At 54.2% G+C, this 14,201-nt stretch carries 10 protein-coding genes; 1 reads left to right on the top strand and 9 read right to left on the bottom strand.

Annotation, left to right across the window (positions count from 1 at the left end; translation table 11 throughout):
- The first annotated feature begins 115 nt into the window (after positions 1 to 115).
- A complete protein-coding gene (gene gyrB / locus ACEWL3_RS00970; protein ID WP_386177171.1) occupies positions 116 to 2,530 on the top strand; it encodes a DNA topoisomerase (ATP-hydrolyzing) subunit B in 2,415 nt (804 codons plus the stop codon).
- A gap of 35 nt (positions 2,531 to 2,565) precedes the next feature.
- On the opposite strand, the gene ACEWL3_RS00965 is transcribed toward gyrB, so the two are convergent.
- From ACEWL3_RS00965 to ACEWL3_RS00925, 9 genes are all read right to left on the bottom strand, one after another.
- Positions 2,566 to 3,132 carry a PqiC family protein gene (locus ACEWL3_RS00965; RefSeq protein WP_386177170.1) on the bottom strand — a complete coding sequence of 189 codons (567 nt, stop codon included), beginning with the start codon at positions 3,130 to 3,132 and terminating at the stop codon, positions 2,566 to 2,568.
- A gap of 3 nt (positions 3,133 to 3,135) precedes the next feature.
- Positions 3,136 to 5,220, bottom strand: a complete 2,085-nt coding sequence (locus ACEWL3_RS00960) for a PqiB family protein (RefSeq protein WP_386177169.1) — start codon at positions 5,218 to 5,220, stop codon at positions 3,136 to 3,138.
- The gene (locus ACEWL3_RS00955; protein ID WP_386177168.1) at positions 5,213 to 5,818 is read right to left on the bottom strand and encodes a paraquat-inducible protein A; all 606 of its coding nucleotides are present in this window, start codon (positions 5,816 to 5,818) and stop codon (positions 5,213 to 5,215) included. Before ACEWL3_RS00955 ends, ACEWL3_RS00960 begins: the two co-directional genes overlap by 8 nt.
- Before the next feature lie 11 nt (positions 5,819 to 5,829).
- On the bottom strand, positions 5,830 to 6,477 hold the full coding sequence (locus tag ACEWL3_RS00950) for a paraquat-inducible protein A (RefSeq protein ID WP_386177167.1): 648 nt from the start codon (positions 6,475 to 6,477) through the stop codon (positions 5,830 to 5,832).
- Positions 6,478 to 6,575: 98 nt separating this feature from the next.
- Positions 6,576 to 7,682, bottom strand: coding sequence for a CaiB/BaiF CoA transferase family protein (locus tag ACEWL3_RS00945; RefSeq protein ID WP_386177166.1), 1,107 nt, complete (start codon positions 7,680 to 7,682; stop codon positions 6,576 to 6,578).
- On the bottom strand, positions 7,679 to 8,650 hold the full coding sequence (locus tag ACEWL3_RS00940) for a C45 family autoproteolytic acyltransferase/hydrolase (RefSeq protein ID WP_386177165.1): 972 nt from the start codon (positions 8,648 to 8,650) through the stop codon (positions 7,679 to 7,681). Before ACEWL3_RS00940 ends, ACEWL3_RS00945 begins: the two co-directional genes overlap by 4 nt.
- Positions 8,651 to 8,668: 18 nt before the next feature.
- Positions 8,669 to 10,126 (bottom strand): biotin carboxylase, encoded by a 1,458-nt coding sequence (locus ACEWL3_RS00935; RefSeq protein ID WP_114876585.1) that lies wholly within the window; start codon positions 10,124 to 10,126, stop codon positions 8,669 to 8,671.
- A gap of 17 nt (positions 10,127 to 10,143) precedes the next feature.
- A complete protein-coding gene (locus tag ACEWL3_RS00930; RefSeq protein WP_386177164.1) occupies positions 10,144 to 12,882 on the bottom strand; it encodes an aminotransferase class I/II-fold pyridoxal phosphate-dependent enzyme in 2,739 nt (912 codons plus the stop codon).
- A 78-nt stretch (positions 12,883 to 12,960) separates the two neighbouring features.
- Complete coding sequence (locus ACEWL3_RS00925) at positions 12,961 to 14,073, bottom strand: carbon-nitrogen hydrolase family protein (RefSeq protein ID WP_386177163.1); 1,113 nt, start codon at positions 14,071 to 14,073, stop codon at positions 12,961 to 12,963.
- Positions 14,074 to 14,201: the final 128 nt, after the last annotated feature.

The raw sequence follows: 14,201 nt of genomic DNA, 5'->3' as shown, positions 1-14,201 counted from the left end.
CAGCATCTTTCATCTGAGCTCCATTGCCGTCCGATGACACAAAATCTTGTGCCATTTGCGTGACATTCCCCCAGAAAAAAACTATACATTGGACAAAAGAAGAAGGTTATTCCCAATGTCCGAAAACGAGCAGCAGCCCGAAGAATACGGTGCCAGTTCCATCAAGGTTTTGAAGGGGTTAGAGGCGGTCCGCAAGCGCCCGGGCATGTATATCGGTGACACCGATGACGGGTCTGGTTTGCACCATATGGTCTACGAGGTCGTTGACAACGGCATTGACGAAGCTTTGGCCGGGCATGCAGACGCGGTAACGGTCACAATTCACGATGACAGCTCTGTTTCCGTCAGCGACAATGGCCGCGGTATTCCGGTGGGTATCCACGAAGAAGAAGGCGTTTCTGCAGCCGAAGTTATCATGACCCAACTGCATGCGGGCGGTAAGTTTGACAGCAATTCCTACAAGGTTTCTGGTGGCCTGCACGGCGTTGGCGTGTCTGTTGTAAACGCCCTTTCCGACTGGCTGGAGCTACGCATCTGGCGTGAGGGCAAAGAACACGTTGCCCGGTTTGAAGGCGGTTTTACAACCGAACACCTCAGTGTTGTTGGTCCCACAGATCGTACTGGTACCGAAGTCCGGTTTATGGCGTCAACCGATACGTTTTCAAACCTCGAATACAGCTTTGAGACACTTGAGAAGCGTCTGCGCGAACTGGCATTTCTGAACTCTGGTGTGCGGATCATTCTGAAAGACGAAAGGCCCGCTGAGACACTCCAGTCCGATCTTTTCTATGAAGGCGGCGTGAAGGAGTTTGTGAAATACCTTGACCGGCACAAATCGTCGGTCATGCCAGAACCGATCTTTATCACGGGCGAAAAGGATGACATCGGCGTTGAAGTCGCGATGTGGTGGAATGACAGCTATCACGAGAATGTCTTGCCTTTTACCAACAACATTCCTCAGCGCGATGGCGGTGCACACCTGGCCGGTTTCCGTGGCGCTCTGACCCGGACGATCAACAACTACGCGCAATCCAGCGGTATCGCCAAAAAGGAAAAGGTCACATTCACGGGTGATGACGCCCGCGAGGGGTTGACCTGTGTGTTGTCTGTGAAAGTGCCGGACCCAAAGTTTTCGAGCCAAACCAAAGACAAACTGGTCAGCTCCGAGGTGCGCCCGGCCGTTGAAGGGCTGGTCAACGAGAAGCTGTCAGAGTGGTTTGAGGAAAACCCAACAGAGGCGCGGATTGTCGTCAGCAAGATTATCGAAGCAGCCCATGCCCGTGAAGCAGCCCGCAAAGCCCGCGATCTGACCCGGCGGAAGACAGCGATGGACGTGAATTTCCTTGCTGGGAAACTCAAGGATTGCTCGGAAAAAGACCCTTCCAAGACTGAAGTTTTCCTTGTCGAGGGGGATTCAGCCGGTGGATCTGCGCAGACCGGGCGCGACCGCCAGACGCAGGCTATTCTGCCGCTCAAGGGCAAGATTTTGAACGTAGAGCGTGCGCGTTTTGACCGTATGCTGGGGTCGCAGGAAATCGGTAATCTGGTGATGGCGTTGGGGACCGGTATTGGTCGCGACGAATTCAACATTGATAAGCTGCGGTATCATAAGATTGTCATCATGACAGATGCGGACGTCGATGGCGCGCACATCCGTACACTGCTTTTGACCTTCTTTTTCCGTCAAATGCCGCAGCTGATTGAACATGGGCATCTCTATATCGCGCAACCGCCGCTTTATAAGGTGTCGCGCGGCAAATCAGAGGTTTACCTCAAGGACCAGGCCGCAATGGAAGAATACCTGATCCAGCAGGGCGTTGAGGGCGCGATGCTGCGGCAGGGCAACGGCGAAGAGATCAGCGGGCAGGATTTGCTCCGCGTGGTCGAACTTGCCCGTCAAATGCGCCGCGTTTTGGAAGCGTTCCCAACGCATTATCCGCGTCACATTCTGGAACAGGCCGCAATTGCGGGTGCTTTTGTGCCCGGCGCAGTTGATGCAGATCTGCAAAGTGTTGCAGACAAGGTCGCAGTCCGGTTGAACCTGATTGCGATGGAATACGAACGTGGCTGGCAGGGGCGGATAACCCAGGATCACGGGATACGTCTGGCCCGTATTCTGCGCGGTGTGGAAGAAGTGCGGACGCTTGATGGCAAAATGATGCGGTCAGGCGATGCACGGCGCTCTGGCACGTTTACCGAGCATTTGCAGGAGGTGTATGATCTGCCGGCGACCTTGGTCCGAAAGGACCGCAATCAGCTTATCCACGGCCCGATGGATTTGTTGAATGCAATATTGACTGAAGGTGAAAAAGGTCTGTCGCTGCAGCGCTACAAGGGATTGGGCGAAATGAACCCCGAGCAATTGTGGGAAACCACATTGGACCCGGATGCGCGCACGCTGTTACAGGTCAAGGTTGAAGACATGTCTGAGGCGGACGACTTGTTCACCAAGTTGATGGGCGATGTCGTGGAACCACGCCGCGAATTTATTCAGCAGAATGCGCTGAACGTCGAGAACCTGGATTTTTAGACCGATATGATTGTTAGCGCCGGATCAATCCGGCGCTATTTCAATCCGTTTTTGGCAATATACGTCGCCAGATTAAGGATCAACTGACCGCGCGCTGCTGCAATCGCGTTTGGGCCACCTTTTGGGTCAAACGCCACTGTCAGATCAAACAGGCCAGACCGTTCGCGACGGCCATCCGTAACGCCGACGAAATATTGCCCTGACGTACGAAACTCGCCAGCGGCGCTCGCCACCAATTCAGAAAATCGCACTTCGAGACGCGCATCGGGGAAGGCCTCAAATGGCCAAGGTTCGGATGCGATCCGCCGGCCTGTCATCCGGGCCAGGTTCTGACTTAGCTCAAGCGCTACGGCGCGTTCAGGCGCGTCTGCCCAAAGCACCGATTTGGAGCTTACCAATGTCCCATCTGCGGCTTGCGTCGTAATCTCATCTGCGGCGGCATAGGTTGGCAAAGACACATCGCGGACCTCTACAGCACCAAAGGCGATGCTGACCTGTTCGGTCACAGTGGGCGACTGCACCGCGAACCGCTCTGCGCTGCTGCAGGCAGTGAGAGTTGCAAGAACTAAACCCAAAGTCAGGATGCGACGTGAAATCATCATGTTTTACCGTCCTAGCAATAGCGAATTAGGATTACGTTCAATGGTCCGCGCCAGCGAGGCAAGCGCATCTGCCGCCTTCTGGATGTCGCGCAAAGTATCTTGGGCAGAGCGGCTAAGCTCTTCGCCCTTGTCATACCCTTCGATGGTTCGGCTGGCTTGAGCGAAAAGACGTGTCAGGCGCTCAACGATCTGCGGCAGGTCCTTGGCGGAAACCGCAATGCTGTCTGCTGCGTTGCGGGCAGAAACCAGCGTGCGGTTCACATTTTCGATTGCGCCACCCTCGCGGAGTTCTTGCAGGGTGTAATTCACCTCATCCAGCGCGCGTTTTAGAGATCCGGGTAGCGCCACGGCATCATCCGTGCCAATCACTTTTTCTGCAGACCGGGTGAGATTGGTAAGCTCTGCGATCAGATCATCCAAAGGCAATTCTTCGGCCTTGGCCGCCAATCCCTGAATTTGCTCGATGAGTTGCGGGACGCCTTCAACAGACGATGTCACGGCGTCGGCGGCATCCGCTGCGCTGTCAACTGCGCTCAGCAATCGTTCCGCAATGCGCTCTTCTTCCAGTGTCGCAACAAGCTTTTCCACCCGAACCAATGTGGCATTTAACGTCACGGGAATGTTTTTGACATCATCAGAGGTCACAAGCCCCTTAAATTCGGCCAGCAATTCACGCAGGTCTTGCGGTGTCTCGCGCAAGTCTTCGTCCGCGACAAACGCTTCGGCAGAGTTGAGGAATGAGATTGCGCTGTTCAGCAATTCCTCAATCGGCAGGTTGTTGATCCGAGAAAATACACCCTCGACGGTCGCTGCTGCATCAGATGTTTCGCTTTTGGTTGTCGGCATCAGGGGCTGGTCGTTCGCTTCTGCGACCAATCGCGCGGCGGGTGCATCTGGCACCATCACCAATTCAACTTTAAGCCCGCCCGTAAGCAGGCTTGCTGAGGCCAGTCGCGCCCGTAATCCGTTTGCGACCCGATCCTGAAGGAAATTCAATGCGTTATCAGCAGTGACCTCTCCGGGCAGGCCAAGCCGAGCGGGTTGGATGGACAGGTTGGCATTCAGCCGAACGCGGCTGTCACCAAATTGATCATAATCCACGATCCCCGAAAGCGCTTCAACTTCACCAATTTTAAGGCCGCTCAATTCCACTGCGGCACCGACAGCAAGCCCCGAGATATTATCGTCAAATATCACACTGACCTTAAGAGGTTCGACCTCTGATGCATTAAAGACTGAGTTCCGGGCTGTTTCCTTGTCTGGAAAGATTTCAAATACTGTCCCGTCCTGAACAAGGTCACCACCAGATACAAAGGTATCAAAAGTCACCCCACCACCGATCAGGGTCGCAAGCGAAGAAAAGTCGATCTCGGCACCAGCAGGTCCGATGTTCACGCTGAATCCCGAAGCATCCCAAAAACGTGTCGTCTGGTTTACCAAAGTGCGATGTTCTTCAAAAATGATGGCTTCTACAATGGCAAAATTGCCGCGCGGGGCAATTTTGGCCCTACCAACGCGTCCAACTTCAATGCCTTTGTAGAGGATCGGCGCATTGTCGGTCAGTTGGCCGTTGGCAACGGTCCGAAATGCGATTTCCAGCCCCTCCTGACCCGGTCGGATCAAAGGGGGCTCGGATGCACCCTGAAACCGGTTTGAGAAAGCACCGATCTGATCGTCCCAGGATCCTTCGATATGGACACCGCTCAGCACCGTGCTGAGGCCTGTGATACCTTGCGCGGTAACTTCGGGTTGAACAACCCAGAACACCGCAGCGTTGTCGATATAGGGTGCCACTTCCTTTTCAACGCGGATCTGAGCGGTGACTTTCCCTAAGCCTTGAGTAAAGCCAACTTTTTCTACTTTTCCGACAGTGACATCACGGTATTTTAGCTCGGTTTCGCCTGCCGAAATGCCAGCACCATTTTCAAATTCAACAAGAATAAGCGGGCCGCGATCAGTGTATGATTTCCACGCAACCCCAAGCGCAACAAGCAGTGCCAGCACCGGAATGACCCAAATGACCGAGGCACCGCTCAAGAACATCTTGCGTGTCGGCGACACGGACACATCTGGTGGTGTATCACTCATCGCGGTCAGGACCCCCATCCTTGGCCTGAACGTCCCAGATCATCCGGGAATCAAAGGCCTGCGCAGAAAGCATCGTGCAAATCACAGACAGAGCGAAGAATATGCTCGCAGTTCCAGGGTTGATTGATGCCAATGACTTGAGTTGCACCAGTGAGGATAAAATCGCAACCACAAAGATGTCGATCATTGACCAACGGCCAATATATTCAACGATTTCATAAAGGAATTGGCGCTGCGGCTTTGATGCAACGTCTTTTTGTTTCACGCTGATCGCAAGGAACGCAACGGCCCAAAACTTGCCCAGCGGGATCACAATCGAAGCAACAATGATGATCAGCGCAATGCCGACGTTGCCATGCTGCGCCAACTCGACAGCACCACCGATGATTGTGCTTTCATCAACCTGAAAGAGCGTTCTGGTCTTGAGCATGGGAAAAATATTCGCCGGGATGTAGCAGATCAATCCCATGACCCAAAAGGCCCAAACCCGTTGCAAACTTTGATGATCACGCGAAACAAGAGCATGTCCGCAACGCCCACAGGTTTTGGTGCCTAGCGGCCACGCTTTGGTGCAGCGTGTGCAGGCCACAACACCCATGTCCCGGGCGCTTATGATTTTTTGGGGTGTTCCAGAGAGTTCCATACAGACCATTTACACATAAAGCTGTCCTGCGCGATGACAAGGACAACAAGAATTCCGAACATCCAAAAGGCGGGACCAAAGCTGACCTGTGCCAAATCGGCAATTTTGACCAAAGCCACCGCACATCCAATGGCAAAAATTTCTGCCATGGACCACGGGCGCATCGCTTCTGAAAGGCGAAATGCGGTGATCGCGTGCCGGGCGGGCGGGCGATCCAAAACCACAGGCAAAAGCACATAAAGGGTCAGCAGAACGCGCATGAGCGGGATAAACACGATCAGACCCGCAGTCGCAATTGAGAGCAATATCATCGGCCCGCCTGAAAAAGCTAGCGCTGCATCAAGGATAGAAACCGCGTTTTTGTTGCCCGCTGCATCAATGGTCAGGAACGGGAAAACCGCCGCACCGATGATCAAGAATACTACGGAAAGCGCGATGGCAATGATGCGCATGCCCGCGTTCTTACGGGGTGTAATCAAAACCTTGTGGCACCGCTGACATATGGCACGTTCGCCATGTTTGGGCTTTTTGAGCTTATAAGCAGCATCACATTGCGGACAGACGATCAGGTCATCCAGCATATCTATTGCGGCAGAGGCAGCAGCATCTTTCATGGATCTTTCTTACAGGAACCTGCATCAAGGTGGTATCGTTATCTGTGTATATGACCGGAGACTATCAAGGCACTTTTCAGGCACCATGTACTGCTCAATCAGTTGAGTATGGCCTGAATATCTGCGTCATTGAACCCGATCTCGCGCAAGACATCTGCTGTGTTTTCTCCGATTCCCCGCGGGGGCGGCCTTTGTGTTGTCGTTGACCGGGCGAACCGAGGGGCCGTGTTAGACTGGGTGATGCCATCCGGGGCTTGGAATGTCCGTCTTTCAGCCATGTGTGGGTGCAGTGGTGCTTCGGAAAATGTAAGGACAGGGGCAACGCAGGCGTCCGAACCATCAAAAAGAGCTGCCCAATGGTCGCGTGTTTCAGTTCGAAAAATGGCGGAAAATTCATCGGATCGTGCTGGCCAGGTTCGCTTGTCGTTTTGTGTCTGCCGGTGGCTTTCTGGCAATCCCAATTTGCTCAGTAAAACCGCGTAAAACTGTGGTTCCAGCGCGCCCACGGCGACGAATTTTCCGTCCTTACACGTATAACATCTGTAAAATGGTGCAGCCCCATCAAGCCAGTTGTCAGCACGGGTTTCGCCCCAGGTTCCTTTCGCCAGCATGCCGTGAATCAACCCCATCATCGCGGGAACGCCATCCACCATTGCGGCGTCCACCACCTGACCCTTGCCAGATATGCCGCGTTCAATCACCGCTGCTAAAATGCCGAAAAGCAAAAACATCGTGCCACCGCCGTAGTCGGCAACCAGATTAAGGGGCGGAACAGGCGGGCCATCACCCTGCCCCATTGCATACAGTGCACCTGTCAACGCCAGATAGTTGATGTCATGACCCGCAGTTTGCGCCCACGGGCCGTCCTGACCCCAGCCAGTCATCCGACCATAGATTAATGTATCCGGACACTCCTTGGGGCCAAGGCCAAGCCGTTCCATAACGCCGGGGCGGAACCCTTCGATCAGCACATCATTAGCGGCAATCACACGGCGCGCCGCCTCGATACCTTTGGACGATTTAAGGTCTAGAACAATGGATCGTTTGCCGCGTCGGTTGATGTTGGTCGGGTCTGCTCCGGCCGATGCCCTGTCAATTGTGACAACCTGCGCGCCAAGGTCGGCAAGCAGCTGTCCTGCAAGAGGTGCGGGGCCCAACCCCGAAAACTCTACCACTTTCAGAGATGCAAGCGGGCCGCCGGTCATGCGGCACCCGGCACCATCACATTGCGCGCGCCTTCAACAAAATTATTGAGTGACAGCGGCCAGACCGTGCCTGGCCAGCGCAACTCCATCTCGCGCTTACGGGGGCGGTAAACGGCGGTGTAAAGCGTGCCAAAACCAGCCCTAAACGCAGTGGAATAAAGCGGTGGCTTCAAGAAGGCATTGATAAACTTCTCTTCGGGATCTTTGTGCATGCGCAAGCGATTCAACAAATACCGCTCACGCTCAACCGTGGCCGTAAACCGCGCGTGGCTTACCCATTCAACGTTTTCCTGATGGTTGGTCGCCACCGCCGCATGGGTAATTTGCGTCGTCCGATCCGGCCCCATCATCGCGGTTGAATAATCCCGTTTGCGGTCCAGTACTGTCACGTTATAGCTCATGTGGGTCGGCACGCGCTCTAATACTTTGGTCGCCTCTGCTGTGGTTTCACAGGTCTGCAACACATACCGCAAGATCAACGGCACACCAAAACCGGTGCCAACGACGCGCCGTCCGCCGAACGTCAAAGAGATTGACAAACCAGCATCATTCACGCCGTCAACCAACCCCCATAGCCCATCGGATGTTCCCATAACCCGGCGACCCATCCAGTTGGTGTTCAGCACCAATTGGTCGAACGCGTTTGGATTGTAGTCATAGTTGCGCACCATAACCGGTTCCTTACCCGCCCAGATCGCCTGACTGCAGCCCGACAGATAGGGTGGCGGATTGTAGAGGCTTAAAAAGCGCGCGGCCTGATCCCCGCCACCCGCCAAGGCACATAGTTCATCATAGAGCGGCATCAGCTCCGGCATATGGGTGTTCAGTGCGCGGCGGCATTGCGCATATGTGGGGCGCGCGGCATCACCTTCCTGGAGCCACCACGTACGGTAGTCAGGCCAGTATTCAGCGAAAAGCCCGGACCATTTTGGTCCGGGCGTTTCTTCTTGGAGTGCGCGCCAATACATCGTGGCCTTTCTAGGACGTTAGAGGATTTTAAACGCCGGGTCAGACAATTCCGGACCCGCCGAGGCGGTGGGCAGTGGTTTGCCATCAACAGCTTGCTTGATGCCATGAATCCACTTTTTCGCCCGCTCATTCAACTGGAAAGACTTGGTCATTGACCGGCCACGCGTCACGAGGATGCCAATGTCGGCCCCTTCATAGCGATAATCACCCGGCTGCAAGATGCGCAAAAAGAACGCTTCGTTTTCTGATTCAACAGCCCGGCGGTGATAGTCAAAGCGGTCAAATACGACGCGGCCATCCTCAAGCATCTTGTAGATGCCTGTTTCCGGTGCCGTGGTACAGATATCAACGCTGTCTTCGGTATGTTTGATGACCATCTGTGACCAGCCATCAATCATTTCCGGATCGGCCCAGCGGTTGTTCAGTTCATCAACATTCAGATCAAATTTCTTTTTCGAGAATTCGAGCAGGTGGAACAGGAACAACGGCGCATCGGCATGGGCAAAAGCCGCGTGGTTGGTCATCGAAGACGCACCTGTGATACGCGGGTTCAATTCGCCCAGCCAGATATCGCCGGTCTTCTTGTCGATCAAGAAATCCAGTTCAAAATATCCGCGGTACCCCTCTTTGCGCAGTTGCTCACCAAACTTGAAGGTCAGATCACGGGCTTTTTCACGTACCTTGGGTGGGAATGCCGTGGCCAACATTTCGTTGCCACACCAGCCCCCACGATAGGGTGTCAGTTCCTTGAAGCCGACCAGTTCAGTCATCAACGGACCAACGATTGTGCCTTCCTTGGTCGCGCATGCCTCAATCGCGGAACCCCGGCAATCGATCCGTTTCATGATCTTGATCTCGCCCTCGCCGACAATCTCGGATTCATGGCGTCGGAAGTCAGCCTCGGATTTAATAAAGAACGTTGTGTGGCCACTGTCACCAAAGGCGGATTGCAGGACCAGATCGTGACCGATGCCCGCCTTTTCGCACGTTTTGCGCAGGTCTTCGTAGTTTTTAACCTCGGCCAGCACATTGGGCACCGACGGCACACCGGCCTTGTTGCCGATGCGGACGGTTTCGATTTTGTTGTCCATTGACTGGCGTAATTTCGCCTTGGGGAACCATACGTCTGCCCCCAGCTCTTTTGAAAGGCGTTCTGTTTCCTCGTCGAACATCAGGAACACAAACTTAGGTTTGCCGCCACGGCGTTTGATGAAATCAATCACCTCTTTGTGCTGCAACAGATAATTGTTGATGTCTTCGATCGACTGGAATTCCGCGTGCGGCTGTTCGGATGGGCAGAACACGTTCGGGTGCTTGCCGCCGTAACAGTCGATGTAGCAGATATATTTGAAATTCTTCACCCATTCATCGAGGCCCAACAGGTTAAAGTTGGTCGCCGAAATGAAATACACAGGATCTTCGTTCCGGTGAAAGAACCGGCGAATTTCTGAGATATTCTTGAGAACTGTAGCCATTTGGATGGTTCCTTCTATTATTTAGGGGAAGAGGACAAATGCTTGGCACGCACACTTTTGAGCGCCGCATCGTTAAAGACACGCAGACCCAAATCAGGGCGGTATCCATGGATTTCACTGACGTCCAAAGCACGCATAAACGACAGAATTTCCTGGCTCACAACTTGTCCAGGGACAAGGATTGGAAAGCCCGGTGGGTAAGGAATGATAAAGCTGGCAGAGACGATCGTATCCCCGGCATCCATTGCTTCCTTAAGTGATCCGTTCAGTTCCAAATAATCGCAGTTCTTCTCATCATAGGACAAGAAGAATGCAGTTCGAATATCACCCTCAGAAGTAACATCATCGGCGCGAAATGCTTCGTGAAAACGGCTGAAGTCAGGCAGCGGTGGATAGTTTTCCATCAGGTTGGCAACGCGTTTGTCAAACGACAACCGTTCCATCTTGCTGGCGTCATCCAGCAATTCATCCAGCGACTTGGCGATCTCAACCAACACTTCAATCAAGTACGCCACCGACGAACGCGTCGTGCCGATGTTGGTCATAAACAGCACGGTATTGCGCGATGTTTTATTGATCTGGATACCGTACTTGTCCATCAGAATGTCAGTCTTGAATGTGTCGCCATCCCAACCTGTACCGCCAACGGCAAGCGTGACACGGGTTGCATCAAGAACAAAGGTGTCCTGCTCCCAGCAATCCCACATGTCGGTCCAGCCCTGTTGCGTGTCATAATAGCTGGTCACGCCACTTTCGCGGTATTCTTCGGGGATCATGTCGCCGGCTGTCAGTACCTTGAAGTACTTGTTCAACAGCGGATGATCGGTGATCGCACGGCGCATCGACATCGCCGCTTCGATCTGGCGCTGAACAAATTCAAACCCTTCCAGTTCAACCTGCCGACGACCCACATCCAATGATGCGATGATCTGGTAGTTGGGCGAGGTTGACGTGTGCGTCATGTACGCCTCGTGAAAAGATTGTTCGACTTCACCTTTAAAGTCCTGATCGTTCACGTGGATCATGGACCCCTGACGCAATGATGTCAGTGTTTTATGGGTCGATTGGGTCGTATAAACGCGTACGCGGGATTTGGGCGGCGGAATCAACCGTGTGTTCAGGATTGTTTCATCATCCGCATCTTTCAGCTCTTCTTGCTGCGCTTCATAGGCTTTCGCATGGGCCTCGGTCTTGAACCTTTCACGCAGTGTATTTGCCGCGTTCATGCCGGTGCGCTGACGATAGGTCGGGTTGAAGCGTGCAAAGGCAAACCAAGCCTCATCCCACAGGAAGATCAGGTCAGGCTTGATGGCCAGACATTCTTCCATCATCCGCTCAACATTATAGACCAGCCCGTCGAACGTGCAGTTGGTCAAAAGCAACATGCGGACCTTGTCCAGTTTGCCGGCCGCTTTGAGTGCGAGCAACTGATGCTTGATCTCGCGCAGCGGCACGGCTCCATACATCGAATATTTATTGAGTGGATAGCTGTCGAGGTAACACACCTGCGCACCGGCCAGAACCATGCCGTAGTGGTGAGACTTGTGGCAATCCCGGTCCACCAGAACGATGTCACCCGGCCGCACAAGCGCCTGTACGACGATCTTGTTACAGGTCGATGTGCCGTTTGTGGCAAAGAAGGTTTGCTTGGACCCAAATGCGCGGCTGGCCAGTTCTTGCGCTTCTTTGATTGGGCCATGGGGTTCCAGCAGCGAATCCAGCCCGCCTGACGTTGCAGAAGTTTCCGCCAGAAAGATGTTGGGTCCATAGAACGCGCCCATGTCCTGAATCCAATGCGACCGGGTGATGGATTTACCGCGGCTGATCGGCATCGCATGGAAAACGCCCGTCGGTTGCTTGGAATACTCAACGAGCGCGGTAAAGAATGGTGATTTGTTACGTGACTGCACACCGCGCAGAATGTTCAGGTGCAGTTCCATAAAGTCTTCTTGGTTATAGAAAACCCGACGGCAGATCCCCAGATCAAGGCCAGCAATGTCTTCAACGGACCGTTCGGTAACCAGATATGCGTCAAGTTCGGGCCGCACCTTTGCGATCATGCGGCACAGTTCCGGACCATAGTTTTCAGGCAGCAGCGCGTCGATCTCTTCGCGGCCACCAGCGCGGGCCAGATACCTTGTCAGAATGGTTTCGACCATATTTGATTTCAGCGTCAGGCCGGGACGTACGACAATTGCCTGTATATTATGGTTAAACATTACTGCAATCAGCGCGTCCTCAATTGAGGGGACCACAACCGCTTCGTAGATGAATTGGTCCTCCGGGCGGCGCATCCGCAGAACATTGGATTTCAGCCAGCGTTCCTGCTGTTCGTTCACGTTGTCGACGATCAGCACTTCAAAGTAAGGTTTTGCCAGCGCCCGTGCTTCCGGGCTCAGCAGTTCTTCGTCATTGTGTTCTTCGACGTCCCTGCTGTCGCGTTCAAGCGGAATGGACCGGCGGCGATAAGCACCAGTGGTCAGCGCGCGCGTGACGCGGCTGACGGCAAAGGCCAGATCATCCAAGTTGTTGTGTTGAAATTGACGCCGCATATGGTCAAATGCGGCCATTCCCGGAAATGCCCAATAGGGTTCGATCAGCGCAAGCGACGTAAACAGGTCTTGCACCCGCGTGCTCAGATTTTTGACCTCATTTGGTTTTGGATCTCGTGTCAGCGCCGATGTCGCTTCGCGCAGCGCGCTCCAACGATCCGACCGAAGTTGGATCGCGGACGAATAGTCGTTCATATCATGCATCAGGTCGTCTCCGCTGTGCGGGGGTCACTGTGGCATGATCGCCCCGGCCGAAAAGGCCGAGGCGGGAAACGCCGCAGCTTAACCGCTAGATGAATCGGCTGTGTCGGTAAAAATACCGGGTTTCACAGGTGGGTTGGGCATCGCCGCAGGTGGTGCGGCAGTTGTCGGTGCGTCGGTGGGCGGGTTTGCCGTCCCGGCCGACGGGTTGGGCATTGGTTCGGTCCCGATACTTTCAGGCGCGCTGGAAAAGGGAAGTGTCGCCTCCTGGCCTTTAAACGTGGGGGCCTCAGGAATAAGTTGTGATGGTACGTCTACATGCAAACCAGCGCGCGTCCCTTGGTGTGGAATCTCTAGTGGACCCAACGTCTTTAAATAGGCATCAGTTCCGCTGTTGCGGTCATAGACCGAGAAATCTGTTGATCGGTCGCGGAAGGATTTGAGAACCTGACCCAGACCTTTCATGCCTGTCTCGCGCTGACGGCGGACCATCGACAGATCAATTTCAATCGGGAACATGTCTTCTTGACCGGCCGACTGGTGCAACACCATCGATGTCGGATCGACAACGCAAGATTTGCCAACACCGCCCGCACCCAGGCCGTTCACGGCAACAACATAGCACTGAAATTGCGCCGCAGTAGCGCGGGCGATAGCCAGTTCAGCATCGCGGTCAGTTGTGCCAGTCAGCACCGGGTTCAGCAACACTTCGACACCCTGACTGGTCAGCTGGCGCGTGGTTTCGGGGAACCAGATATCATAGCAGATCGACAGGCCGAAACGGCCAACTTCTGGTACGTCGAAAACACAGAACTCGGTCCCAGCGGCGATGCCCGCCTCATAGGGCCGGAATGGGAACATCTTGGAATATCGGCGGATGATCTCGCCTTCCGGGTTTATCACCACGGCGGTGTTATAGACCCGGCCGTCTTCGCTGTTCTTTAGAAACATGGAACCCGGGATCAGCCAAACACGGTGCTTGCGTGCGGCCTGTTGAAACTTCTCAAGCGTTTCATTGTCTTGCGGCAGGGCAAAGCGGTCAAGCGGGCCGTAGGGCGCGAGTTCAGAAAACAAGACCATCTGGGTCCACGGAAACCGTGCCATCAGGATATCAAGTCGCTGGATCATGCCATCGACGTTGGATTGAAGGGCGTTGACGTACATTTGTACGCCTGCGATTGCGAAAGGTGTCATAGCTGTTCACTCCGTGCAAAGCAGCGCTTTTTAGCAGGAAAAGTCCCGCCGAACATGCTGCGTTGCGCGTTCCTTACGCCGATCGGCGAGGAAGTGGAACAGGTGACTTTCGGACAACCTGAATGACC

This window comes from Sulfitobacter sediminivivens (assembly GCF_042611115.2).
In the GTDB taxonomy this organism is placed as follows: domain Bacteria; phylum Pseudomonadota; class Alphaproteobacteria; order Rhodobacterales; family Rhodobacteraceae; genus Sulfitobacter; species Sulfitobacter sediminivivens.
Note: the sequence above shows the minus strand (reverse complement) of the source record. Positions and strands in the feature narration are given on the sequence as shown.